Here is a 24,080-nt window from a genome sequence, read left to right on the forward strand (position 1 = left end):
AAAGACCAAAAGAGCCGAATAACCTAGCAGATCTTTCCAAACCCGCCAAGACCACTCCGTCTCGGTGAAGCAGCTTCTACACCCCATCCCAATACAACGTCAATATACAAAATCAGAAAAAATTCATGTTTCTGATTTTTTCGCCTTAAGCCCTCCTCCCCTCATCACGAAAAAGCCTTCTTCCTCACGTTTGTCCTTATGAGGTGGGACTTGACTATCAGGCACGCTAAACGATTTGTGCACATAACAGTAACTTGCTGAGGCGGAACTGCCTTATGGGCAAGCACATAAAGACGCTCATGCTGTGACAAAGGTTCCTATGTTAAACAAGGATGACATTTAACAGATGCGCATTCTCTTCCCTTACATCGCACAGCCGCACCAAACCTTGCATTCTTTGCCGATTGCAATGGAAATTGCGAGCCGTCACCCCGAGGCTGAAGTACATCTTGCCTGCACCACACAATCGCATCTGGATTATGTACGCTCACTAGCCGCATATTATCCAGAATCGAAAGTGCAGTTCAGTCTTCTGCACCTTCCTCAGTTTCTGCGGCGCCAAACTGAACGCTACGGACAAACTGCTTTTTTTCGTCTGGCGAGCCTATTTTTTAACAAGAATTATTTCTCTTCGTTTCAGGGGATCGTGGTTCCAGAACGCACTTCACTGTACCTGCGCAAGCTAGGCGTGAATAAGCCACGCTTGATATGGACACGCCATGGCGCTGGAGATCGAGCTATCGGTTTTGCCCGTGATGTGAAAAAATTCGACTACGTACTGATGGCTGGACATAAAATAGAGGAACGGCTTTTAGCTCAAGGCGCCATCCGCCCCGGCTGTTACCATACTGGCGTTTACGCCAAATTCGATATGGTTCATCGGATGCGCCATCGGACATTACGTCTATTTAACAATAATCGTCCGACCATCCTTTATAATCCACATTTTAATACGCGCCTCTCATCCTGGCCTAAAATGGGCCTGAATGTGCTAACGCATTTTGCTAACCAAGATCGCTACAATCTTATCTTTGCGCCCCATTATCGGCTGTTTGACAACAAAAAAGCCGAGGCGTTGCAGTTGGAACGTGCGTTTGGGCATTACCCGCATATGCTAGTGGATACTGGCAGCGCCCGCAGCATTGATATGACGTACACATCCACTGCGGACATGTATCTGGGTGATGTTAGTTCGCAAGTTGCCGAATTTCTGGTAAAGCCGCGCGCTTGTATGTTTCTGAATGCGCACAATGTTGATTGGGAAGGTGATGAAAATTACCGTTTCTGGTCTTTGGGACCTGTGTTGAATACTATTGACAGTCTAGGAGAAGACATTGAACAAGCCTTTTCGTCGCACAATGCTTTCGTAAATCTGCAAAAAGATTATATACGCGACACGTTCGACCTTGTTGGGGACGAACCGACTGCGCCGGTAGGGGCCGACGCAATTGTTGATTTTCTTCGAATGGCCAGCTGATGAATAGTATGAACCCTGCTTCTGCAATCTCTTTAGATGAAACCCTCCAACCGGTTTCTACCGCATCTGGCCAACCGCGCCGGTACGGGGATTTTGCAACATTTCCTGAAGCGTTGGACTACGCTGCTCAAGGCGAAGCCGGGTTTAATATTTATTCCGGCAAAGGCGTACTTCTAGAAGCCCTACCCTATAAAGTATTGCGTCAGCAGGCTGTTGATACAGCTTTGCGTCTTTTGGGTATGGGCCTACAGCCGGGAGACCACGTTGCCATTGTTGCGGAAAGTGATGGTGATTTCGCACGCATCTTCTTTGGCTGTCAGTATGCAGGTTTGGTTGCGGCCCCCCTGCCCCTCCCTGTCGCCTTTGGTGGGAAAGAAGCTTACCTGAAAACTCTCCGCGACATGATTACCAGCGCACAGGCCAGCGCCGTGATTATTCCGCAGATTATCGAAGGCTGGACAGACGAAATTGTAACGGGCTTAGGCCTTGTTTTTGCTGGACCGCCTACTGAACTTATGGCGCGCCCTGTACCAGATATGCCGCTGCCTGATATTCAGCCAGAAAACCTTTCTTATCTTCAATTTTCTTCCGGCAGCACACGCTTTCCTATGGGGGTTTGCGTAAGCCACCGTTCCGGCATGGCGAATGTTTCCTCCATTGCGCGCAATGGCTTGCAGGTTAAGGAAACGGGGGACCGCTGTGTTTCCTGGCTTCCACTTTATCATGACATGGGGTTGGTTGGGTTCTTCCTCACCCCTATGACGTGTCAGTTAAGCGTGGACTTGCTCCCAACCCGTGAATTCGCACGACGGCCGCATGTGTGGCTGGATCTGATTAGCCGTAACCGCGGCACCATCGCCTACAGCCCCTCTTTTGGATATGAACTGTGCGCCCGGCGCCCTGCATCTGAAGGGTTGGACCTCTCCTGCTGGCGAGTTGCAGGCATTGGTGGCGATATGATCCGTGCGCATATTCTAGACGAATTTGCCGAGCGCTTTGCTCCTGCTGGCTTTAGCCCAAAAGCATTTGTGGCCAGCTACGGTATGGCAGAGGCTACACTTGCCATCAGCTTTGCGCCACTTGATACAGGCATAGAAACCGATACGGTTGACCTTCCCGCGCTGGAAAGCACAGGAATTGCCCGCCCGCCCGCCAACGCGGAAACCCCAAGCCGCACCTTTGTTATTTGTGGGAAAGTTCTGCCAGGACATGAACTGGAAGTTCGAAACAGTTATGGTCGGGTACTAAGTGACCGAGAAGTTGGCACTATTTATGTGCGCGGCCCCAGCTTGATGAGCGGCTACTTCCGTATGCCGGAAGAAAGCAGCAAAACGCTGGATACAGATAACTGGCTGAACACGGGTGATCTTGGCTACATGCTGAATGAGCAGATAGTCGTAACAGGCCGTGCCAAAGACCTGATTATTATTAATGGCCGCAATATTTGGCCGCAGGATTTGGAATGGTCTGCCGAAACACATATTCCTGTCCTGCGCAGCCGTGATGTGGCCGTTTTCTCGCTGGAAAAAGGTGATCATGAGGAAATTGTGGCGCTTATTCAGTGCCGTGCCTCTGCCACAGATACGCGTGAGAAGCTGAAAGCCGAAGCCGCCAGCTTGTTCCGCCGCCTCCATGGGGTAGAAGTTTCTGTTGTGTTGGTGCCCCCTCATGCGCTGCCGCAGACATCTTCGGGCAAACTTACGCGTGCCAAAGCCCGCACGATGTATCTAAGCGGCGCGTTTGAGCAGCAGTCTGAAGTTGCCTGACCGGCCTACGGGATTTTATCGCCCCTTTATGAGGAGAAAGGCTGGTCAAACTGGCCTTTTTCACCCATAAGGCGGCACTGCGAGCACAAGCTCGGCATAAAACAAACGCCCTTAAGGGATGAAGGATCCGACATGAGCGAAACCGTTGAAAGCGTTTCCGCGCTGATCATTCAAAAGCTCCTCGCCAACCCGAAGGTTCCGCGTGACATTGATGGTAACTGCAAGATCATGGAAGATCTTGCGTTTGATTCTTTGGCCGTCATGAACTTCGTTATGGAAGTTGAAGACAGCTTGGATGTTTCCATCCCGCTCGACAAACTAGCCGATATCCGGACGATTAATGACCTTGCCGCATGCATTGTCGCTCTGAAAAACAAAGGGTGAGCGTGGATGACATCACTATTTTCCAAATTTGAAGGTACGGCAGGCGCGCTGGGTTCTGTAGTCGCCGTAGGTGGCCGCAACCCTTTTGCTGTTGTTATTGAAAAACCTGTATCTTCAACTGTTGGAATTATTGAAGGTCGGGAAACGCTTCTTTTTGGCACCAATAATTATTTGGGTCTTAGCCAATCCAAAAACGCCATTCGGGCAGCGCAGCAGGCTGCTGCGGCTTGCGGTGTAGGTACTACGGGTTCGCGCATTGCAAATGGTACGCAATCCCTCCATCGGCAGCTTGAAAAAGATATTTCCGCGTTTTTTGGCCGCCGTGATGCCATGGTTTTTTCAACCGGTTATCAGGCCAATTTAGGCATTATTTCCACTCTGGCTGGCAAGGGTGATCATCTGTTTCTAGATGCAGATAGCCATGCAAGTATTTATGACGGTAGCCGCCTAAGTGCTGCTGAAGTTATTCGTTTCCGCCATAATGACCCAGATAATCTTTATAAACGCCTCAAACGCATGGATGGCACACCTGGCGCCAAACTGATTGTGGTTGAAGGCATTTATTCCATGACGGGCAATGTGGCCCCGATTGCAGAATTTGTAGCCGTTAAAAAAGAAACCGGCGCATACCTTCTGGTAGATGAAGCCCATTCCTTTGGAGTACTGGGTGAAAATGGACGCGGTGCAGCAGAAGCCGATGGTGTGGAAGCTGATGTAGACTTTATTGTGGGCACATTTTCAAAAAGCCTCGGCACTGTTGGCGGTTACTGCGTATCTGACCACCCTGAGCTGGAATTCGTCCGCCTGAACTGCCGCCCGTATATGTTTACGGCATCTCTTCCACCAGAAGTTATCGCTGCAACAACAGCAGCCTTGGGCGATATGCAGGCTCATCCAGAACTGCGTAAACAGCTCATGGCCAATGCTCAGCAACTTCATGCTGGTTTTGTAGATATCGGGCTAAATGCCAGCAAACAGGCCACCCCTGTTATTGCTGTTACTCTGGAAACAGCCGAAGAAGCTATTCCTATGTGGAACAGGCTTCTGGAGCTTGGTGTTTACGTAAACCTCAGCCTTCCTCCCGCAACGCCAGATTCTAGACCTTTGTTGCGTTGTTCCGTAATGGCCACCCATACGCCAGAGCAGATTGCTCAGGCTATTGCTATATTCCGGCAGGCCGCTGCAGAAGTGGGCGTATCCCCCGCACCCACAGCAGCGTAAAATCCTTATTTGCGTTTAAACGCCCCTTGTTGCCATAACCGCCAAACAATTGGTGGCGCTGCCAACAAGGGGTGTTTTTCTGCAAACGCGGAAAGAGGCACTTCTATTCCGCTATGGCGCTGGACTTTCCACGCAGCGTAACGTGCACCACCAGTAAAAGTGTAAGCTGCCTTAAGCAAGCGCAGAATATTTAAAGGTCGACCACAAGACGCACGTAATGCCCATTTTTGAATAGCATGTTGCTTTTGTTCCTGCGGGATTTGCGGCGTTACAATCTGATCTTGAGATGTGTACGCAATACCCAACATTTGCCAACACGGTAACAAAAGCTGCACATAACGCTGCACATAAGCATCTACAATACTTTGCCCACGGCCTGCTTTTTCAACTCGCAATTCAACCCGATATGTATTGCGGTACAAAGCATTCCAATAATCCAGAACGCCGCCTGAATCTGGGCCAAGCTGTGCTGCCCACCATGCAGCGGCTAATACTGCCCGCATAACACAAGCATGCAGTGCTGCTTGGGCCTTGTTATCCCGCCACCATACCAACCGAACTGGCTGAGAAAAGCGCGCCCATACCGTGGTATCCAGCGTTTGTGGGCGCGTTAGGGCACGAAACTGCATCAGGGACAAAATGGCAACTTTAGCCCGTAGAAGATGCCCCCCTACCCTATATTCATGATATTCCACGTTAGGAGGCAAAAGGGCGTTTGCCAGACAGGAAAGCCTTGCTCTGGGCCAGTCCGCCTGTTTGTCTACGATAATATAAAAATCTAACAGGGTATCATCTTGAATTCCGCCCCGCAGGCCAGATCCATAAAACAAAACCCCTAATGGTTGCGCATTGCCTAAAAGATTACGTACGAATTCCGTAACCAAAGGGGATACAGGTGTATGCAGTTCTTGGTCTGTAAGAGCGAAAATTGCTTTGCGCCCCGGCTGAATACCCTTCATGAACTGCTTTTCCACCAGTACGTTTTAAACATGCACAAAAGAAACCACGGGCCCTGCAGAAATAGTCAGGCTACCATCTTGCCCCGGAGGCAGAACTTCACCGTCCAGAATAAAGGATTGGCCCGTCCGCAGCACCAATTCCGTTGCCGAGCCGCTCTTATAAGCTGCATCCTGCCGTAACCATTGAGGTGCTTTTCCGCGCAACAAATTCCAGACTGCACGCCCTAAATGTGGGGGAAAAGCGGCAACATCCAGATAACTAATTCCGCGGTCTGTTTCCGTCAGATTTTGCCAGAATGGCCAGATACCATGGGGCAATCGATGCAAAGCTGTGCATAAAAACAAAAAATGGTTCTGTTCCGGCAATACCTCACCATCCCGCTCCACTGTAACTTTCGTGCCCTCCAGCCACCCTCGCCTATGTTTGGGGCTTAACAACTGCCACGCTGTTACAAACAATGTCGCCATAACAGCGGCATCATGCGAGTAATTTTTCAGAATTTTGGGGTCATGCGCAATTTCAATTCCGCGCCCAAAAGCACCCAAGCCACCAAAAAAGCCTAGAGAAGCCCCGTTTTTCTGCCCATCCCGTGTAACCACCAAAGGCTGCCTGCGCCGCACATCGGAAAGAAGACGCCCAGATGCAAGACGAGCTTGCAAAATCTGTAATGCCTCAACCCCACGCTTACCAAAGCCAACATCTGTAGCAATCAGGTTGGTATTGCCAGAGGGCAACACAACAATGCTGGGCCACTGCTCTGGTGGGCAGGATGAGGTATAAAGTGCACTCAAAACGTTCCCAACTGTGCCATCTCCCCCATCTACAACCAAACAGCTTATTTTTTGCTGTAAGAGGGCATAAACCTGCTGCCTTAATGCAGCATGTGTTCTAGGGGAGCAGAACAAGGGCCCCAGCATTTTGCCCGCAACTTCCAGATACTTGGGATCTGCCTTCAAATTCCGACGGCTACGAGGATTGTAAATCAGGGCAAAACGATCGGACATTCAGCACTCTTGCTATAAACAAACAAAAACGCCAGCGCCTTTTGCCCCGGCTACGGGCGATGGTATAAAGGCTGTTATGGCTCTTGTCACATGCCGTGGGGCCATACCCCGTCATCGGAGATGTGTTTTTCTTGTCCTGCGTTCATATCGCCCACCTGTCTGACCCACATCTGCCACTTGTCGGCTTGCCTTCTTTTAAGGAAATCCGCTTCAAGCGCATTCTCAGTTTGTTGTCATGGCAACTACGGCGCAGGCATCTGCATAAATTACCGGCGTTGCAGGCTGTCATGCAGGATATCCGCCATTTTCATCCGGATATGGTTGCCCTAACGGGGGATTTGACCAATCTGGGCTTACTCAAAGAATTTCAGAACGCAAGGCAGTGGCTTTTACAGCAAGACTTGCCCCCTACACTGCTTATTCCGGGCAATCATGATGCTCTGATAAAAGAAAATAGCGCCGCCAAACAGGCACTCTGGGCCAAATGGCTGCATAACCGCACACAATCTGAACCAGCAGCCCCTTCGCTACTGGTAAAAGAGCATGTTGCCCTTATTGGAATGAATACAGCCGTGCCTACCTTGCCATTTCTGGCATCTGGCAAGGCAGGACAAACCCAGCTTGTGCTTTTGGCGGATCTGTTGCGCCGCACGCGCGCTATGAGTTTATGTCGGATTGTGTTACTTCATCACCCTCCGACGCAAGGTATTGTCAGCCGCCGCAAAGGGCTGGATGATTTCCGGGCGTTTCAAGATGTATTGCGTGCAGAAGGTGCTGAACTTGTGCTTTACGGGCATTCTCATCGTGCGCAAATCACCACTATTCCGGGCACAGATATTCTGGCTGTCAGCAGCACTTCTGCTTCTCACATTGCGGATGAACCGGAAAAAAGTGCGGGGTGGAACGCTATTTCCGTGCACAAGCGCCCCGATATCTGGCAGATCACCATTCAGCACCGCAGCTTAATGCCTGATGGAAGCTTGCAAGACAGCCAGATGAGGCGTGTATGCAGTGCGCATCGCCTTTTGCCCGCAATCTCGCTATGACAGCCCGCATGCTCAATGTGCCTTTCCTGCGCCGGATTGTAGCTTCGCTTCGCCCCGGCACATTAGATCACTACCTGATTGCTCAGGTTATGCCGCCTTTTCTGGTGGCATTGTCTGTGGTGATGATTGCCCTGATCCTTGAACGCCTTTTGGTACTGTTCAATCTGCTGGCAGCGGGCAACAACCATATTGGCATATTTATTGGCCTGCTGACTGCCTTGCTGCCCCATTATCTTGGCTTGGCTATTCCCGCAGCACTCTGCGTGGCGGTGTTTACCGTTATCCGCCGCATGAGCCAGAATGAAGAAATTGATGCCATTAACAGCAGCGGCCTTTCACTGCTGCGGATCACACGCCCCTATATCCAGCTGGGCGTTATCTTGGGTGTTCTTTCCTTCCTGCTTTATGGCTTTATTCAGCCTCACGCCCGATATGATTTCCGCTCAACATTTTATATTGCCAGCCATACGGGCTGGGCTCCGCGTTTGCAGCCCCGCATGTTTGCCAGCCCTTCGTCCCAACTCACCATTGTTGCGGACAAGGTCTCCCAAAGCGGTTCTGATCTGGAGAACGTTTTTATCAGAGACCTGTCTGAACAGCAGGAACGCGATATTACAGCGCGCAACGGGCATATTCGCATCGGTTCAGATGGAGAAACCGTTGAGATTGATCTGACTAATGGTGTGATTGTCACGGATAAAGGAGATGGCGTGCCCAGTCTGGTCACGTTTGACCATTCCACGCGCTTCCTTACGCATGCCTCGCACATCTCTCCTTTTCGCACACGCGGGGAAGATGAACGAGAGTTGACATCCCCCGAACTGGTTGGCCGCCTTATCCGGCATGATCCTTCCATTTCCCGCCCACATATGCGCTCTGAAGTGCATTTTCGTATGGCACGCAGCCTGACTGTGCCTTTTATTCCCCTACTGGCGGCTTCTCTGGCACTTATGCGCAAGCGCCAGCGCAACAATGCCGGTTTGCCTCTGGCCTTTATTATTATGGTTGGGTTTGACCACATCATCCAGTTTGGCCATAGCATGGTTGCTACAAAAAAGGCCTCGCTCCTGCTTATCTGGGGGCCTGCATTGGTCTTTATTGTCGGCTGCACGCTGCTGCTGCTTTATAAGTCTGGCAGCTTTCAGGTATTAAAAGCCTGGCGTTCCCGCTCATCTGCCTCAAAAGCCCTGCCATGAGCCAATCTTCAAGCATGCCCCGCCACGTTCTTCTCCGCTATCTTTCCATGGCGTTGCTCACGCGCGTGATTTTTTGTGGCGCCGTTCTTGTCGGACTTCTTGAAATTCTGGCCCTGCTTGAACAAACCACTCCTATTTTACAGCGTCACTTAGGCGTGCAGGGCATTCTAAGCTTTGCGGCCATGCGTGCACCATTTCTGTTGGCAGGCGCTCTTCCATTAAGTGTGCTGATTGGCGCGCTGCTTATGCTCACTCAGATGACATTGGCCAGCGAGATTGCCATCCTGCGTGCCTGCGGCCTTTCTACTTTTGGCCTGTATAAATACCTTATCCCAGCTACGCTCGTTATTGGCTTTGCCGGTGTTGTGCTGGATGATCAGGTTACGCCTCGGTCTGAGCAGGCCTTGGCCGCATGGTGGAACCGCACAGACCCGCACCCAGAAAACGGGCACGCCTTCTGGTTTCATGATGGCAACCGTATTGCCCACATTGGTTATACGTCTGATGGCGGCAATATGCTGACCAAGGTGGATATCTACATCCGTGATGCCAGCGGGCGATTGCAGCAGATTCTCCACGCCAAATCTGCTGACTACACACATACGCGCGGCTGGCTTTTACACAATGTTGATAGCATTACCGTGGAAGGCGAAAAAACCACACGCCTGCCTTCTGTTCAGGACATGAGTTGGGACACAAGCCTGCACCCGTGGGAGTTTATCCGCCTGTCTGCCGAAAATCCTCCGCTTTCTTCCACCACCATTCTGGGCATGTTGCGTGGGCGCCTGCCATCCCATACCAGCCCCGGTTTTCTGGAGGCAGGGCTGCTTGAACGCTTCTTGCGTCCGGCGTCCCTGCTTGTTCTTTTGTTGATTGCGCTGCCCACAATCTATATCCCTCCACGGACAGGAACACGTAGCTGGGTGCCAGTATGGTGCTTGGGCAGCGGACTATTGTTTATTATTGTGCAGGGTATGCTACGCGCAATGGGAAATGCGGGGTTGCTACCACCGGCAATTGCTACCATACCCGCACTGATTATTTTCACACTGGGGGCCATTACTGTGCTCCTGAGGAATGAAACACGATGAGCGGAACGCTAAATAACTCGTCGCTTAAAACCGGGCGCAGCTTTGATCTGGGGAAAATGAACCTCAGGCAGCTTTGGGTGGCGTATCTTACTTACCCAACCATCCTGCTCTATTTTGCGCTGATTATTGCTTCTGCTGCGCTGGCTATTTACTTTTTTGCTGGCTGGTGGCCAACGCTGGTTTCTATGGTAGCGGTTGTTATTGTGTATCCAGTGGTATGGTACCTGCTGCACCGCTACGTGCTGCATGGCCGTATCCTGTATAAAATGAAATGGACGGCTGCCTTGTGGAAGCGCATCCATTTTGACCACCATCAGGATCCGCACCTGCTGGATGTTCTGTTTGGCGCACCTGCTACAACGTTACCTACCATTGGTGCTGTCACCATCCCCATCGGGTATCTTATTGGTGGCGTTGGGGCTGCGGCTACGGCATTTGGTACGGGCGTTGCCATTACCTGCATTTACGAATTCTTCCACTGCATCCAGCACCTCAACTACAAGCCGCGTTCAGGTTGGATCCAGCGTATGAAGGCGCGCCATGTGCTGCACCATTTCCATGATGAAGATGGAAACTTTGGTATCACCAGCTTTGTAGTAGATCGGATGTTTGGCTCATACTATCTAGATGCCAAGGCCCGTCCCCGTAGCCCCACGGTTTTCAACTTGGGCTACGATATTAAGGAAGCCCAACAGTATCCGTGGGTCATGGATCTGACTGGCGCTCCCCCGCGTGATCGCCCCGATGGTGCACGCCCAACGGAGACCAGGAAAGCGGCATGACCGCTTCCTCTCAAGGCATTACAGCCTTTATTCTGGCAGGCTCTCGCCCCGGCAAGCCAGACCCTGTGGCATTAGCCGGAGGCGTTTCTCACAAAGCGCTTCTGCCTATTGGCGGGGTGCCCATGCTCTTGAGAGTGATTGATGCACTGCAACAAGTACCTCAAATCACTCGCATTGCTGTTTGCATTGAAAACCCGCAGATTATCGCCGCTATCATTCCCGCAGGAATAGACATTATTCCGGCACGGCCTGAAGGCCCCAGCGCAAGCGTGCTGGCTGGCCTTGCGCGCTATGGCACACCTTTGCTGGTAACCACGGCAGATAATGCCCTGCTCCAGCCAAGCTGGGTGCAGGAATTGCTTAGCCAAAGCCACCCGCAAGCCGATCTTGCTGTGGCTGTTGCAGCAGAAACAACTGTAAAGCGGGATGTGCCCAATACGCAGCGCACCTATATCCGGCTTGCCGATCTTGCTTTTTCTGGCTGCAACCTATTTTTATTCCGCACATCTGTGTCTGCCCGCGTAGCAGACCTATGGCGACATGTAGAAAAAAACCGCAAGCACCCTTTGCGTGTTGCATGGCTTTTAGGCCCAAGCATTTTGCTGCGCGCCCTTTGTGGCAAGCTGACACGGCGCACGCTTTACCGGCGCATCTATCGCCTCACCAGCGCGAAAGCAGAACTTGTTCCGCTTTCTGATGGTCGCGCCGCTGTGGATGTAGATAAGCCTGCTGATGTTGTGCTGGCAGAGGAACTTGCCTCCACCCTTCCCGCTTGTTCCTTCACAAACACACTACAGAAATAAACTTTCTTCAGATTTAGGAGGGCAGCAGCGCATGCAGTGCGGATGGAATGTCCACCATGCTAGCTGCTTGGCTGTCTGCCTGTGCCGCCAATGCGCTGGAGCCATACCCCCATGCAGCAAACACAAACTTCGCTCCGGCTCCTGTAGCGGCACCATAATCTGGCGGCATATCTCCAATCATCACACTGCGAGTAACCTCTCCACCCGCCTGTTTGATTGTCCCCAGTAAATGCGCAGGATCTGGTTTATGGGCTGCAAAACTGTCACCTCCGCCTATTGCTGCAAAAAGTGGAGTCAGACCAAAATCATCTAAAATACGTCGGGCAGCTACCGCCGGCTTGTTGGTACATACAGCCAGCAACCATCCAGCATCTTTCAACTGCTCCAATGCCTGCTGCGTGCCGGGAAATAGGCGTGAAAGCTGCGTGGCCCGTGGTGTATAAAGCTCCATAAATTTTTGTACGGCTTCAGCCTCCGTAAACGGTAAGACATAAGACTGCGCAGTTATGGCCTTTTGCTTTTCACGCCCTGCATTCAGAACACGTTGCACCAAAGTAGGTACGCCATTGCCTATCATGGTGCGCACCTCTGCATCTGTCAGGGGTGGAAGATGGCAGATTTCTAGCAGTTCCCGGCTACACGCAGCCAGATCAGGCACGGAATCAAGCAGCGTGCCATCCATATCAAAAACAGCAAGACGAGGTGTGGACATGCGGTTTTTCCTTGCCGAGTAAATATCTGAAAACTTTTATGATATTGGCATGTTTGTTTTCCGGTGGGGAGACGTTTGACACATGCCGGAGCTTGGCTTACCGCATGCTCTTATGACGTCTATTTCCGCACCACGTCCTGCCACGGCGGTTCTTCTGGCCGCCGGACTGGGCACCCGCATGAAATCTTCCCGCCCTAAAGCCATGCAATCTCTTGGTGGCCGACCAATGTTGGCACATCTGCTTGCCAACGCAGCGGAGGTATTTGACAGGCTGGTTGTTGTAATCGGCCCAGATATGGAAGAAGTTGCCGAATTGGCAGCCCCCTACCCTGTGGTTGTGCAGCAAGAACGCTTGGGCACAGCCCACGCTGCTTTGCAGGCCGAATCCTGGTTTGGTGATGGCGATGTAGCTGTTCTTTATGCAGATAATCCGCTGATTTCAGCAGAAACACTCAACAGCTTGTTGGAAGAACGCCGCAAGCCAGATGTGGGTTTGGCATTATTAGCCATGCGGCCAGCCGAGCCTGCACGTTATGGCCGCGTTGTTGCCCAAGATGGCAATGTAAAACGTATTGTGGAATGGGCAGACGCCACATCAGAAGAGCGCGCGATTGACCTGTGCAATGCCGGTGTATTGTGTGCTGATGCCGTAGATTTCCGTCGCTGGCTGCATAATGTGCGCAATGATAACGCCAAGGGCGAATATTATCTAACAGACGTGGTAGATCTGGCCGTAGCCGATAACGTGCAGGTGCGCGCGGTAGAAGCCGCAGAAGATGAGCTACGCGGCGTAAATTCCCGTGCAGAGCTCGCGCAGGCAGAAGCCGCCTTGCAAACACGCCTACGCAATAAAGCTATGGAAAATGGTGTAACATTGGTTGCGCCAGAAACTGTGTTTCTAAGTGCTGATACACAGATTGAAGCCGATGTATTGATAGAACCCAACGTGTTCTTTGGTCCGGGTGTCACTGTGCAAAGTGGGGCGGTTATTCGCGCCTTTAGCCACCTAGAAGGATGCGAAGTACAGGCCAATGCGATTATTGGCCCCTATGCGCGCATTCGGGAAGGCACCACCATTGGTACTTCTGCACGGGTGGGCAACTTTGTTGAACTCAAGGCTACAACGCTGGGCGAAGGTTCCAAAGCCAATCATCTTACATATCTGGGTAATGCCGAAATTGGCAGTCGCACCAATATTGGCGCAGGCACCATTACCTGCAACTATGATGGCATGTTCAAACACACCTCCACGATTGGAGACAAAGCCTTCATTGGTTCGGATTCCATTCTTGTGGCGCCCGTGAGCATTGGAGACAATGCTCTGGTAGCGGCAGGCAGTGTCATTACACAAAACGTGCCAGATGACGCTCTGGCTTTTGGCCGGGCACAGCAGGTGAATAAAGCGGAAATGGGCAGGCTTTTCAAAGAGCGCCTGCAAGCAAAAAAGGAAAACGGCTGATGTGTGGGATCTGCGGCGTTGTTGGCCGAAGGCATGCCACCCCTATTGTTTTTGAAGGCCTGCGCCGGTTGGAATATCGGGGCTATGATTCCGCAGGTATTGCCACGTTAGTAGATGGGCGTGTTGAACGCCGCCGCGCAGCAGGCAAGCTGGACAACCTTGCTGCACTCCTTAAAGAATCCCCTCTGCCCGGCACCACTGGCATTGGCCATACACGCTGGGCCACACATGGTGCCCCCACTGCGTGCAATGCCCACCCTCATGGTACCGAGCGTGTGGCCATTGTGCACAATGGCATTATCGAAAATTTTGAAACCCTGCGCCGTGAGCTAGAAGCCGCTGGGCAGGTTTTTGAAACAGAAACCGATAGTGAAACCATCGCCCTGCTGGTGGACTACCACCTACAGCAGGGGCTGGAACCCAAGGAAGCCGCCCTGCGCGCGCTGCGTCGCTTGGAAGGTGCATACGCCGTTGCCATAATTTTTGCCTGCCACGAAGGGCTGATGATTGGCGCATGCCACAGCGCCCCTCTGGCTGTGGGTTTTGGCGACGATGAAATGTTTCTGGGCTCCGATTCACTAGCTCTGGCACCGCTGACCCGCCGCATCGCCTACATGGAAGATGGGGATTGCGTTGTTATCACCCCCAAGGGCGCTGAGTTCATGAATTTTGAAGGTGCGCCTGTTGAACGCACCATCCAGCTTACCGCTCTGGCGGCCGGTTCCATCGGCAAAGATGGTTACCGCCATTACATGGAAAAAGAGCTGCACGAACACCCACTGGTGATCGGCCAGACCTTGCAGCGGATGGTAGATCCGGCTTCTCGCCGCGTTATTTTGCCCGAGCTACCTTTTAACCTGGCAGAAGTGCCCCGTGCAGTTATTACCGCCTGTGGGTCCGCCTTTTTTGCTGGCATGATTGGCCGCTACTGGCTGGAAGAAATTGCCCGCTTACCCGTGGATATTGATGTTGCCAGCGAGATGCGTTACCGCAACCCGCCGCTAACAGAAGGATCCTTAGGGCTGTTGATTTCTCAATCTGGGGAAACCGCAGATACACTGGCGGCCCTGCGCAGCCTGCGTGAAAAAGCAATCCACATTGTTTCCGTGCTGAATGTTGAGCACAGCACCATGGCGCGGGAAAGCGATGTTGTGCTGGGCACTGTGGCTGGTCCGGAAATTTCTGTGGCATCTACCAAGGCCTTTACAGCTCAATTAACCGTATTGGCGTGCCTGACCATTGCCACAGCCCGCGCACGCGGCAAACTAGATACACTGGCAGAAGAACATCTGGTGAGTGCTCTGTTGGACCTCCCCAGCCGTGCAGCGGAAGTGTTCAACCAGACAGATGCTATTCGCGCCATGGCACAAGTTGTGGTGGAAGCACGTGACGTTCTGTATCTGGGCCGTGGCAGCATGTTCCCCGTTGCCATGGAAGGCGCGCTCAAGCTGAAGGAAATTTCCTACATTCACGCAGAAGCATATGCTGCTGGTGAAATGAAGCACGGACCTATTTCCCTTATTGATCGCACTGTGCCTATCGTGGCTACAGTGCCATCCAACGCATTGTTTGAAAAAACGCTTTCAAACTTGCAGGAAGCTAAAGCACGCGGAGGCCGCCTGCTGGTATTTACCGATACCAAAGGTGCTGAACGTGTTTCTGCCATTGCAGAACAGATGGTGGTTCTGCCCCACGTGCATGATTTTGTAGCCCCCATTCTACAAACCATTCCGGTGCAGATGCTCGCTTATGAGGTTGCTGTACTGAAAGGCACAGACGTGGATCAACCACGAAACCTCGCAAAATCTGTGACTGTGGAATAAATACAAAAAGGCCCCTATCTACACAGATAGGGGCCTTTTTATTTAGGGCTGCTGCTGGGGTTTCCCCTCCAGCTCCACCATAATGTGACCAATTTTGGGGCTATCCACCTCTATTCTGGTTGCCACCATGCCGATCTGGGGAATGTTCTCAAACCAGACACGCCCCTGTTGCGGCTTTCTGGCTTTGCGATCTGCGCTGGACAATTTGAAGCCCTTGATTTGCTGCGCCACAAAATTGCAGCGTAAGCCATCTTCTCCCCAATCTTTTGATGCGCCATCTGGCAAAGGCTGAACGCCTTCTGTTTGCACCTGCAATGTGCTTAAGCGTACACCATCAAACACCTTAACCGCGCCATTGCCGCAGCCCTGCCCTTCCTGCACCTTGTGCAAAAGCACCATTAGGATAGCCACATTATCTACCGCGCCTTTGCGCTCATCTGGCAAAATCTGTTCGCGATCGGTTTCTACTGGCTCCATTGTCTGCACATCCGGTATGTCCTGTTTATAGGCAATGGATAGATGCCTGTTTTTACCACGAGACCAGCCTGCACTTTCATAGCTTTCTGGTTCGGGCATGCCGTTATCGTAAAAATGGCCCTGCGCACGCAGGTTGATATTGGTTTTCATGAAAAGCTGGAGCAATCCGCCCGTCTTGCTTTGGGCTGCTACGCTATATTGGTTCCCGCTTAGGCGATAAGCGCTGTTAATGGTCATAACATGCAGGCCATGTGCATACACAAAATAACGCACCACTGTTTGCGGGGCAGAAACCGCGCTCGCATATGGTGTTGCCAGCACCCCTCCGGCCCCAAGCAACAGACTTATGGCACTGGCTTTGACAAAACGATGCTTAAATAACAGATGCAAAAAAGACATTAGAAAGTCCCTTTGGAATCATCAGGAAAAATCCTGCCGTTCCCCACGATAACCCAAACGGATAGAAACAGCCTGCGCCAACCCCGCAGCCATATTGCCCAATTGCGCAACCGTGAAACGGCTTAATTCTGTTTGGGGCAGGCTGATGCCAATACCAGCTACAGTCTGCCCGGAATGATCTTTTATAGAGGCTGCAAAGCACCACAGCCCTTCATGCACCTGTTCATCATCCACTGCGTATCCTCTGTCACGAATTTCTGCGATTTCACGCACCAATGTCGTTACGGAACAAATACCGTTAGGCGTAAGTGGTTCTGACCATGTGGAAACAGGATTAAGGGTCAGCCATTCTCTGAAAGACGTATCATCCATACCAGCTAGCATGGCATTACCTGTGGCCGTAAATATGGCAGGCAAGCGCATTCCCACCCTAAAAGATGCTCCAAGAACTGTAGCGCTATTGCGGCAGGCCACGTACACAACCTCCGCCCCCTCCAGCATGGTTAACGTTACTGTAAAGGCATCCAGATCGGCACGATTCTCCAGCACGTGGTAGAATTCCGTTACCAGATCCCGCTTTTCTGTCACATCTCCGGCCCAGTCTAACAGGCGCGTGCCTAGTCTGTAGCCCTGAGATGCATTTTTCTCCAGCAGCCCCAGTTCTACCATAACTGCTAGCAGGCCATGTACCGTGCTGCGCGGCAAATCAAGCTGGCGCGCCACATCTGCGGCCAGAGGTGGCCTAATGGAAGCCTTCACCATATCAAGAATACGAACGGCCCGCCGCAATGCGGGAACCGTGTCCTGCGATTTGGACATGCTTTTTCTTATTTTCCTTGTTGACAGAGAGGTCCGATCTCTTCATTATTCCAAATACGGGATCGAGTTCAATATAATGAACAATAAAAATCAGAACCGATCTTGCCGCGCAGAAGACACAGTGGAAGCCTGAAAAACAAGAACCCGAAAACGGGCAGCGGGCTTCCACTTCTTCAATTCGGCATTATGCCGTAAATAAATGCACCAAAATCTCGCTCCCTTTTCCTTCCTGCGCTACAGATAAAGCCTTTCCTGCACCATAGCAGCAAAAGGGCATGAACTTGACCTGTATATATGATTTTAAACTCCCCGCCCTAAATGGAAGCACCCTTGATCTGAGCGCTTATCGGGGGAAACCTGTTTTGGTAGTAAACACTGCATCTAAATGCGGATTTACCCCGCAATATGAAGGCTTACAGGCTTTGTGGACACAGTTCCAAAAAGCCGGGCTGGTTGTTGTGGGGGTGCCAAGCAATGATTTTGGCCAGCAGGAACCCGGCACTTCGGAGGAGATTTCCTCCTTCTGCCAAGTCAATTACGGGGTCACCTTCCCTATGGCAGCACGCAGCCCTGTAAAAGGGCCTGATGCTATTCCGCTCTTTAAATGGCTGGATAGTGAGTTGGGTTTTCTGGCACGGCCACGGTGGAACTTCTTTAAGTATCTCACCAACCGTCAGGGCATGCCGGTTGCATGGTTTAGCAGCCTAACCCCACCTACATCCGGGCGTGTCAGGCATGCTGTGGAAACCGCTCTCAAATCGTAAAAATTAACCCGCAGAGGCAGGTAGTGGATCGCCGTTAAAATCGGCAGGAACCAGCCTGCCTTCCTGCATCGTCACAACCCTATCCATACGGGGCAGCAGTTCGCGGTTATGGGTTGCCACCAAAACCGCGAGCCCTTTTTGGCGTACCACATCAAGCAACTGAGAAAATACGCTATCTGCCGTATGCACATCCAGATTGCCGGTAGGTTCATCAGCTAACAGCAGCGCGGGATCATTTGCCAAAGCGCGTGCAATGGCAACACGCTGCTGCTCACCACCTGAAAGCTTGCCCGGTAAATGGTTTACACGGTGCGCCAAGCCAAACATGCGCAGAAGCTCTTCTGCTTTACGGCGCGCTTGTGCTTTTCCTACACCCGCAATCATCTGCGGGAGCACCACGTTTTCCTTGGCGGTAAATTCACCCAGCAGATGGTGAAACTGGTAGACAAAGCCTATCCGATCTCGTCGCATAGCTGTGCGCCCGGCATCTGCCATGGCTGTGGTAATCTGGCCAGCAATAACAATCTCGCCTGCATCTGGCGTATCCAACAAGCCAGCCAGATGCAGTAAAGTTGATTTACCCGTGCCTGATGGCGCAACCAGCCCCACAATTTCACCGGCATGCAGGGAAAAATTTATATCCTGCAAAACCGGCAGAACACCTTCATCTCCACTGCGATAAGCTTTGCGAACGTGCTTCAGGCTTAAAACTGGCTGATTATTCATGCCGCAAAGCCTCTACCGGATCTGTTTTAGCTGCACGCCAAGAAGGGTAAAGCGTTGCCAAAAGGGAAAGCCCTAGCGCCATAACAATAACCTCTATCACCTGCCCCCACACTAGCTTTGCTGGCAGGTGCTCCAGATAATACACTTCTGGGTTGAACAGGTTCGTGCCGGTTAGTTTTTGCAGAAGCTGGCGGATGCGTTCAATATTCATGCAGAACACAACACCAAGTGCTGTGCCTGCCAAAGTGCCCACTACCCCTACAAAAGCACCGCACATTAGAAAAATGCGCATAATAGCGCCACGGCTGGCTCCTATGGTGCGCAGCACGGCAATATCGGCTGTTTTATCCTTCACCATCATGATGAGGGAGGAAATAACGTTAAAAGCCGCCACAAGAATAATAAGCGTGAGGATAAGGAACATCACATTCTGTTCCACCTGCACGGCGCCAAACAGGGCATTGTTGGCGTTAGTCCAATCCAGCACGCGCAGGCCCGGGTCCCCCACCGCATTTTCAATGGCTAGGGTAACAGGGCGCACATGCTCTGCATCCTTGGTCATGACCTGAATTTGCGTGGCCTTGTTTGGCATCTGAAAGTAAATTTGTGCTGCGTGCATGGGCAAAAACACAACGCTGGAGTTGTAGTCATTCACCCCGGCATCAAAAATTGCCACCACGCGGTACCTGCGCACACGCGGCACAGTGCCAAATGCAGTGGCTGCGCCATCTGGTGAAACAAGGGTAAGGCCGGAGCCAATGCCCAGCCCTGCCCGTTCCGCCATTGTAACACCCACAACGATAGAATCATCTGGGCCAAAATCGTCCAGAGATCCTGCAATAATGGAAGAGCTGACGGCTTTGAGGTCTTTCAGCCCCTGAGGCATCAGACCATGCACCATACCGCCAGAATTATAGGCTCCGGCGCTGAGCAGCACCTGCCCTTCCACCAAAGGTGTGGCGCTGACCACACCCGGAACAGACTGAACCTTACGCGCAACATCCTCATACTGAGAGATTGTGCGGCCCTGCCCATAAATGGTCAGATCCCCATTCAACCCCAGAATGCGCCCCATAAGGTCGGCCTGAAAGCCGTTCATCACGGCCATAACGATAATTAGCGTTGCCACACCAAGGGCAATGCCAACCAACGAGAAAATGGCAATAACTGATACAAACCGTTCCCCTCGCCGCGCACGGAGGTAACGGCCCGCCACCGCCCGCTCAAACGGTCCGAACATGCTGATCAGCCTGCCAGAACCAGAGCCAGCGCGTCATCCACGCTTACCTCATGGCGTTCACCGGTGGCACGACGCTTCAGTTCCACCTTGCCTTCCTTGGCACCACGCGGGCCTACAACAATCTGCCACGGATGGCCCATAAGGTCTGCATCTGCAAACTTTACGCCAGCGCGTTCTGCACGATCATCATACAGGAAGGCTTCTTCATTCGTGCTGTAGATGCGCTCGCAAATGGCATCACACAGTTCATCGCCGTTTTTCAGATTCAGGATAACTGCACGGAAGGGTGCAACGGCATCCGGCCAGATAATGCCGTTATCATCGTGGCAGGCTTCAATAATTGCACCGGCAAGGCGGGAAACCCCAATGCCGTAAGAACCCATTTCCGGATAAAGCTGGTTTCCGTCCGGGCCGCTTACGCTTACATCCATGGAGCGGGTGTATTTATCACCAAAATAGAAGATATGGCCAACTTCTACACCGCGGCCTTCGCGCTGGCGTTCTGCTGGCACAGCTTGCCATCCGGCCTCATCATGCATTTCATCCGTTGCCGCGTAAGGCGTTGTCACACGGTTGAAGAAGGCTTCCAGCGCAACGGGGCTATTGGTATCAACCGGTTCATCTAACCAATCCTGTTCTTCCAGCGCAGCATCGTAAAACACGCCACTTTCCCCCGTAGGGGCCAGAATCAGGAACTCATGGCTCAGTTCACCACCAATCGGCCCGGTATCGGCCCGCATGGGCACAGCCCGCACACCCAAGCGCTGGAACGTGCGCAGGTAAGCCAACAGCATACGACGGTAGGTTGCAACGGCAGATTCGTAGTCCAGATCAAAGCTGTAAGCATCTTTCATCAGAAACTCACGGCCGCGCATCACCCCAAAGCGGGGGCGCATTTCATCACGGAATTTCCACTGGATATGATACAGAACCTGCGGCAGATCCTTGTAGGATTTTACGGTCTGGCCAAATAGATCCGTAATCATTTCCTCATTGGTCGGCCCGTAAAGCAGTTCGCGCTTGTGGCGATCCTGAATACGCAGCATTTCCGGGCCATAGGCATCATACCGGCCAGAACGCTTCCACAAATCGGCTGATTGCAAAGTTGGCATCAGCACTTCCTGCGCGCCTACCCGATCCTGCTCTTCCCGCACGATCTGGCTGATATTGCGCAACACTTTCAGCCCCGCTGGCAGCCACGCATAAATGCCAGATGCCGTCTGGCGGATAAGCCCCGCCCGCAGCATAAGCCGGTGCGAGACAATCTGGGCTTCTGCCGGATTTTCCTTGAGAGTGGGAAGAAAGCTGCGCGAAAGACGCATGGTGCATTCAGCCTTGTAAAAAAAGCGACTTTTCCTGAACGAAAGCCGCTTTGGTGTAACCAATCACTATCTGCTGTAAAACAGTGACGGGATAAAGAAAAGCCTGACACTCCGGCATTTTCCCTTATCCCGCCTTCTGCTGAGTATCAGACACGCAGTACGTGAACATCCACCAACGGGCGCTTTTGCAGCTTGCGCCCTAATGCGCGCCGCAGGGCCGTTTTAGCCGCCTCACGGAAGGAAACATCATCCCCACGCAGTTCATCTGGAATAATATCCAACGCGTTAGCGAATTCTTCGCGCACACGCACGCTTTCCAGATCATCTGGATCAAGCAGGCCCGGTGCGCTCACCTTTGGCTCACCAATCACAAAGCCTTCTTCATCCACTGCAAAGCTGCCAATAACCATGCCGTTGAACAGCATCTTGCGGCGTGCAGCCAGCACCCCTCCGTTCATGGGCAACAGACGGTTACCGTCCAGTGCCAGACGGCCTGTCGGAGCTGTATCCACCACTTCCAGCTTACCCGGAGAAAGGCGCAGGATATCACCATCTTCCAGCAGAACCGGAGCAATACCCATTTCCTGCGCCAATGCAGCCTGTGCTGTCAGATGGCGCCATTCACCATGCACCGGCACGACATGCTGCGGCTTGAGCAGTTCGTACATTTTCTGCACATCGCCACCCGTTGCGTGGCCAGACACATGCACAAAATGCTCACGGTCTGTAATCACCCGCACGCCGCGGCGTGAAAGGTTATCCTGCACCGCCATAATCGCACGCTCGTTGCCCGGAATCATACGGCTAGAATAAATAACCGTATCCCCTTCGCCCAAAGCAATATTGGGGTGGGTATCCATGGCAATGCGAGAAAGAGCAGAACGAGGTTCACCCTGACTACCGGTAATGATCAGCAAAATCTGATCATCTGGCACATCGTTTACATCCTGCTCTGTCAGGAATGGCAGAACGCCAGACAGATAGCCGCAATCCCGCGCAGCAGTATCCAAATTGCGCAGAGAACGCCCAACCAAAACCACTGTACGCCCAGCAGCCTGTGCCGCCATAGCAATGGTTTCAACACGCGCCACGTTAGAAGCAAAGCATGTAACGGCGATGCGGCCCTTAAGGCTTGCCACCAGTTCCGTCATGCTGCGGCGCACTTCGGATTCTGAGCGAGACGGCCCCGGCTTCATCACATTGGTGCTGTCACACACCAGCGCCAGAACACCTTCACGGCCAATTTCGGCCAGCCTGTTCAGATCTGTTGCAGGCCCCACCAACGGGTCTGGGTCAAACTTCCAGTCCCCCGTGTGCACCACAATGCCGGAGGGCGTACGCAGAACCATGGACTGCGCCTCTGGCACAGAATGCGTTACCGGCACAAATTCAATATCAAATGGCCCTACATCAAACCGTGCACCGGGCTGGATGACGTGAATGGGCACATCAGTAATGCGGGCTTCAGCCAGTTTGCGGCGCAGAACAGCAGCGGCAAAAGGCGTAAGATATACAGGGCATTGCAACATGGGCCACACATGGGCCACAGCACCAATATGGTCTTCATGCGCATGGGTAATAACCAAGCCGGCCAGCTTATCCCTGCGCTCTACAATAAAGCTTGGGTCTGGCACCAGAATTTCGGCTTCTGGCGTATCATTGCCACTAAACCCAATGCCACAATCTATTGCCAGCCACGTATCTCCCAACCGATAAAGGTTGAGGTTCATGCCAATCTCGCCCGTTCCGCCCAAAGGCAAAAAGGCTAGATCGCCGTTCTGTTCTGTCATTTCCGTGTTTTACCCTTCTGCAACATAATCTCGGTCCACTGTAAGTTTTGGCAGGGGGTTTCGCCCCGCCAGCAAACGCAACCCATTTAGGGTGAGCATTGAATCCACATGTTCAAAAACAGACGTACCTTCTGAGAAGAGTGGAGCCAGACCACCAGTTGCCAGCACCTTCATGGGGCCAACTTCTTTTCTGATCCTCTCAACAATCCCCTCAATCAAACCAACGTAACCCCAAAACACGCCAGACCGCATGGCGGTTACCGTGTTGCGCCCAATGGCGGAATCCCCTACTGGCCGCCCTATTCCTATACGGGGCAACCGTGCTGCTGCCTGATGCAACGCTTCAACCGACAAATTGATGCCAGGAGCAATAACACCACCGCAGTAGCTTCCATCCTTATCCACAACATCAAACGTTGTGGCCGTTCCAAAATCTATAACCGTAAGTGGTCCACTATACATATGGTGTGCAGCCAGACCATTCAACAGCCGATCAACCCCAACCTCATCCGGGTTATCCACCTTAATGGCAAAACCCCAATCCAACCGGGCAGATGCAAGAAGCGGTTCAACGGCAAACCACTGCCTGCATAAAGTGCGTAAATGATACAATGCGGCAGGTACAACAGTGCCAATAACCGCACCATCAATATCATCTGCCACAATACCTTGGGTGCGCAAGAGCGCATTCAGCCAGACAGCATATTCATCAGATGTGCGCTGGGCCTGCATGGTAATGCGCCACACACCCCGCCATCTTTCACCATCATGCACCGCAAACACGACATTGGTGTTACCTGCATCAATAACAAGCAGCAC

General features: G+C 52.3%; 22 protein-coding genes. 12 read left to right on the forward strand and 10 right to left on the reverse strand.

Going from position 1 to position 24,080, the window contains the following annotated elements; genetic code table 11:
* Positions 1-346: 346 nt before the first annotated feature.
* From A4S02_RS06235 to spt, 4 genes are all read left to right on the forward strand, one after another.
* A complete protein-coding gene (locus A4S02_RS06235) occupies positions 347-1,477 on the forward strand; it encodes a hypothetical protein (protein WP_019088425.1) in 1,131 nt (376 codons plus the stop codon).
* Positions 1,477-3,243, forward strand: a complete 1,767-nt coding sequence (locus A4S02_RS06240; protein WP_070323265.1) for a fatty acyl-AMP ligase — start codon at positions 1,477-1,479, stop codon at positions 3,241-3,243. Before A4S02_RS06235 ends, A4S02_RS06240 begins: the two co-directional genes overlap by 1 nt.
* A 132-nt stretch (positions 3,244-3,375) precedes the next feature.
* Complete coding sequence (locus tag A4S02_RS06245) at positions 3,376-3,627, forward strand: acyl carrier protein (protein ID WP_003625320.1); 252 nt, start codon at positions 3,376-3,378, stop codon at positions 3,625-3,627.
* Between the two features lie 6 nt (positions 3,628-3,633).
* A complete protein-coding gene (spt, locus tag A4S02_RS06250; protein WP_019088423.1) occupies positions 3,634-4,848 on the forward strand; it encodes a serine palmitoyltransferase in 1,215 nt (404 codons plus the stop codon).
* A gap of 5 nt (positions 4,849-4,853) precedes the next feature.
* Here spt and A4S02_RS06255 read toward each other — a convergent pair whose 3' ends face one another.
* Both A4S02_RS06255 and A4S02_RS06260 read right to left on the reverse strand, forming a co-directional pair.
* Positions 4,854-5,807, reverse strand: coding sequence for a hypothetical protein (locus A4S02_RS06255; RefSeq protein WP_070323266.1), 954 nt, complete (start codon positions 5,805-5,807; stop codon positions 4,854-4,856).
* Between the two features lie 24 nt (positions 5,808-5,831).
* Complete coding sequence (locus A4S02_RS06260; RefSeq protein WP_070323267.1) at positions 5,832-6,812, reverse strand: diacylglycerol/lipid kinase family protein; 981 nt, start codon at positions 6,810-6,812, stop codon at positions 5,832-5,834.
* Positions 6,813-6,907: 95 nt separating this feature from the next.
* Between A4S02_RS06260 and A4S02_RS06265 the strand changes: the two genes are divergently transcribed.
* From A4S02_RS06265 to A4S02_RS06285, 5 genes are read left to right on the forward strand one after another with little or no spacing between them, the layout of a single operon-like run.
* Complete coding sequence (locus A4S02_RS06265; RefSeq protein ID WP_208858939.1) at positions 6,908-7,858, forward strand: metallophosphoesterase family protein; 951 nt, start codon at positions 6,908-6,910, stop codon at positions 7,856-7,858.
* Positions 7,855-9,054: an LptF/LptG family permease gene (locus A4S02_RS06270; RefSeq protein ID WP_070324198.1), complete on the forward strand. Its 1,200-nt coding sequence runs from the start codon at positions 7,855-7,857 to the stop codon at positions 9,052-9,054. Before A4S02_RS06265 ends, A4S02_RS06270 begins: the two co-directional genes overlap by 4 nt.
* The gene (locus A4S02_RS06275; protein WP_019088418.1) at positions 9,051-10,145 is read left to right on the forward strand and encodes an LptF/LptG family permease; all 1,095 of its coding nucleotides are present in this window, start codon (positions 9,051-9,053) and stop codon (positions 10,143-10,145) included. Before A4S02_RS06270 ends, A4S02_RS06275 begins: the two co-directional genes overlap by 4 nt.
* On the forward strand, positions 10,142-10,927 hold the full coding sequence (locus A4S02_RS06280; protein ID WP_070323268.1) for a sterol desaturase family protein: 786 nt from the start codon (positions 10,142-10,144) through the stop codon (positions 10,925-10,927). The genes A4S02_RS06275 and A4S02_RS06280 overlap by 4 nt, the downstream gene beginning before the upstream one ends.
* Positions 10,924-11,730: a nucleotidyltransferase family protein gene (locus A4S02_RS06285; protein ID WP_070323269.1), complete on the forward strand. Its 807-nt coding sequence runs from the start codon at positions 10,924-10,926 to the stop codon at positions 11,728-11,730. The genes A4S02_RS06280 and A4S02_RS06285 overlap by 4 nt, the downstream gene beginning before the upstream one ends.
* Positions 11,731-11,743: 13 nt before the next feature.
* Here the strand turns inward: A4S02_RS06285 and A4S02_RS06290 are convergent, their stop codons facing one another.
* Positions 11,744-12,442, reverse strand: a complete 699-nt coding sequence (locus A4S02_RS06290) for an HAD hydrolase-like protein (RefSeq protein ID WP_070323270.1) — start codon at positions 12,440-12,442, stop codon at positions 11,744-11,746.
* An 82-nt stretch (positions 12,443-12,524) separates the two neighbouring features.
* On the opposite strand from A4S02_RS06290, the gene glmU reads away from it, so the two are divergent.
* Both glmU and glmS read left to right on the forward strand, forming a co-directional pair.
* A complete protein-coding gene (glmU, locus tag A4S02_RS06295) occupies positions 12,525-13,901 on the forward strand; it encodes a bifunctional UDP-N-acetylglucosamine diphosphorylase/glucosamine-1-phosphate N-acetyltransferase GlmU (RefSeq protein ID WP_070323271.1) in 1,377 nt (458 codons plus the stop codon).
* On the forward strand, positions 13,901-15,724 hold the full coding sequence (gene glmS, locus A4S02_RS06300) for a glutamine--fructose-6-phosphate transaminase (isomerizing) (RefSeq protein WP_070323272.1): 1,824 nt from the start codon (positions 13,901-13,903) through the stop codon (positions 15,722-15,724). The genes glmU and glmS overlap by 1 nt, the downstream gene beginning before the upstream one ends.
* Before the next feature lie 42 nt (positions 15,725-15,766).
* On the opposite strand, the gene A4S02_RS06305 is transcribed toward glmS, so the two are convergent.
* Positions 15,767-16,600 carry a DUF3108 domain-containing protein gene (locus tag A4S02_RS06305; RefSeq protein ID WP_070323273.1) on the reverse strand — a complete coding sequence of 278 codons (834 nt, stop codon included), beginning with the start codon at positions 16,598-16,600 and terminating at the stop codon, positions 15,767-15,769.
* A 21-nt stretch (positions 16,601-16,621) separates the two neighbouring features.
* Positions 16,622-17,419, reverse strand: coding sequence for an IclR family transcriptional regulator (locus tag A4S02_RS06310; protein ID WP_070323274.1), 798 nt, complete (start codon positions 17,417-17,419; stop codon positions 16,622-16,624).
* Positions 17,420-17,694: 275 nt separating this feature from the next.
* Here A4S02_RS06310 and A4S02_RS06315 point away from each other — a divergent pair, with 275 nt between their 5' ends.
* Positions 17,695-18,183: a glutathione peroxidase gene (locus A4S02_RS06315; protein ID WP_019088410.1), complete on the forward strand. Its 489-nt coding sequence runs from the start codon at positions 17,695-17,697 to the stop codon at positions 18,181-18,183.
* Between the two features lie 3 nt (positions 18,184-18,186).
* Here the strand turns inward: A4S02_RS06315 and A4S02_RS06320 are convergent, their stop codons facing one another.
* The 5 genes from A4S02_RS06320 to A4S02_RS06340 form a co-directional block, all read right to left on the reverse strand.
* Positions 18,187-18,909, reverse strand: a complete 723-nt coding sequence (locus tag A4S02_RS06320) for an ABC transporter ATP-binding protein (RefSeq protein WP_070323275.1) — start codon at positions 18,907-18,909, stop codon at positions 18,187-18,189.
* A complete protein-coding gene (locus tag A4S02_RS06325; protein ID WP_070323276.1) occupies positions 18,902-20,149 on the reverse strand; it encodes a lipoprotein-releasing ABC transporter permease subunit in 1,248 nt (415 codons plus the stop codon). The genes A4S02_RS06320 and A4S02_RS06325 overlap by 8 nt, the downstream gene beginning before the upstream one ends.
* A 5-nt stretch (positions 20,150-20,154) precedes the next feature.
* Positions 20,155-21,471, reverse strand: coding sequence for a proline--tRNA ligase (gene proS / locus A4S02_RS06330; protein ID WP_003625290.1), 1,317 nt, complete (start codon positions 21,469-21,471; stop codon positions 20,155-20,157).
* Positions 21,472-21,617: 146 nt separating this feature from the next.
* Positions 21,618-23,261: a ribonuclease J gene (locus tag A4S02_RS06335; protein WP_019088407.1), complete on the reverse strand. Its 1,644-nt coding sequence runs from the start codon at positions 23,259-23,261 to the stop codon at positions 21,618-21,620.
* A 9-nt stretch (positions 23,262-23,270) separates the two neighbouring features.
* Positions 23,271-24,080, reverse strand: coding sequence for a type III pantothenate kinase (locus tag A4S02_RS06340; RefSeq protein WP_070323277.1), 810 nt, complete (start codon positions 24,078-24,080; stop codon positions 23,271-23,273).

Source organism: Acetobacter ascendens, from assembly GCF_001766235.1.
Taxonomy (GTDB): domain Bacteria; phylum Pseudomonadota; class Alphaproteobacteria; order Acetobacterales; family Acetobacteraceae; genus Acetobacter; species Acetobacter ascendens.

What these genes read in the sequence shown, in the direction of transcription:
- A4S02_RS06275 (WP_019088418.1), top strand. Translation starts at nt 9,051, where the DNA reads ATGAGCCAATCTTCAAGCATGCCCCGCCACGTTCTTCTCCGCTATCTT.
- A4S02_RS06315 (WP_019088410.1), top strand. Translation starts at nt 17,695, where the DNA reads ATGAACTTGACCTGTATATATGATTTTAAACTCCCCGCCCTAAATGGA.
- A4S02_RS06240 (WP_070323265.1), top strand. Translation starts at nt 1,477, where the DNA reads ATGAATAGTATGAACCCTGCTTCTGCAATCTCTTTAGATGAAACCCTC.
- A4S02_RS06310 (WP_070323274.1), bottom strand. Translation starts at nt 17,419, where the DNA reads ATGTCCAAATCGCAGGACACGGTTCCCGCATTGCGGCGGGCCGTTCGT.
- A4S02_RS06325 (WP_070323276.1), bottom strand. Translation starts at nt 20,149, where the DNA reads ATGTTCGGACCGTTTGAGCGGGCGGTGGCGGGCCGTTACCTCCGTGCG.
- proS (WP_003625290.1), bottom strand. Translation starts at nt 21,471, where the DNA reads ATGCGTCTTTCGCGCAGCTTTCTTCCCACTCTCAAGGAAAATCCGGCA.
- A4S02_RS06280 (WP_070323268.1), top strand. Translation starts at nt 10,142, where the DNA reads ATGAGCGGAACGCTAAATAACTCGTCGCTTAAAACCGGGCGCAGCTTT.
- A4S02_RS06245 (WP_003625320.1), top strand. Translation starts at nt 3,376, where the DNA reads ATGAGCGAAACCGTTGAAAGCGTTTCCGCGCTGATCATTCAAAAGCTC.
- A4S02_RS06235 (WP_019088425.1), top strand. Translation starts at nt 347, where the DNA reads ATGCGCATTCTCTTCCCTTACATCGCACAGCCGCACCAAACCTTGCAT.
- A4S02_RS06285 (WP_070323269.1), top strand. Translation starts at nt 10,924, where the DNA reads ATGACCGCTTCCTCTCAAGGCATTACAGCCTTTATTCTGGCAGGCTCT.
- A4S02_RS06255 (WP_070323266.1), bottom strand. Translation starts at nt 5,807, where the DNA reads ATGAAGGGTATTCAGCCGGGGCGCAAAGCAATTTTCGCTCTTACAGAC.
- glmS (WP_070323272.1), top strand. Translation starts at nt 13,901, where the DNA reads ATGTGTGGGATCTGCGGCGTTGTTGGCCGAAGGCATGCCACCCCTATT.
- spt (WP_019088423.1), top strand. Translation starts at nt 3,634, where the DNA reads ATGACATCACTATTTTCCAAATTTGAAGGTACGGCAGGCGCGCTGGGT.
- A4S02_RS06335 (WP_019088407.1), bottom strand. Translation starts at nt 23,261, where the DNA reads ATGACAGAACAGAACGGCGATCTAGCCTTTTTGCCTTTGGGCGGAACG.
- glmU (WP_070323271.1), top strand. Translation starts at nt 12,525, where the DNA reads ATGCCGGAGCTTGGCTTACCGCATGCTCTTATGACGTCTATTTCCGCA.
- A4S02_RS06320 (WP_070323275.1), bottom strand. Translation starts at nt 18,909, where the DNA reads ATGAATAATCAGCCAGTTTTAAGCCTGAAGCACGTTCGCAAAGCTTAT.
- A4S02_RS06290 (WP_070323270.1), bottom strand. Translation starts at nt 12,442, where the DNA reads ATGTCCACACCTCGTCTTGCTGTTTTTGATATGGATGGCACGCTGCTT.
- A4S02_RS06305 (WP_070323273.1), bottom strand. Translation starts at nt 16,600, where the DNA reads ATGTCTTTTTTGCATCTGTTATTTAAGCATCGTTTTGTCAAAGCCAGT.
- A4S02_RS06270 (WP_070324198.1), top strand. Translation starts at nt 7,855, where the DNA reads ATGACAGCCCGCATGCTCAATGTGCCTTTCCTGCGCCGGATTGTAGCT.
- A4S02_RS06260 (WP_070323267.1), bottom strand. Translation starts at nt 6,812, where the DNA reads ATGTCCGATCGTTTTGCCCTGATTTACAATCCTCGTAGCCGTCGGAAT.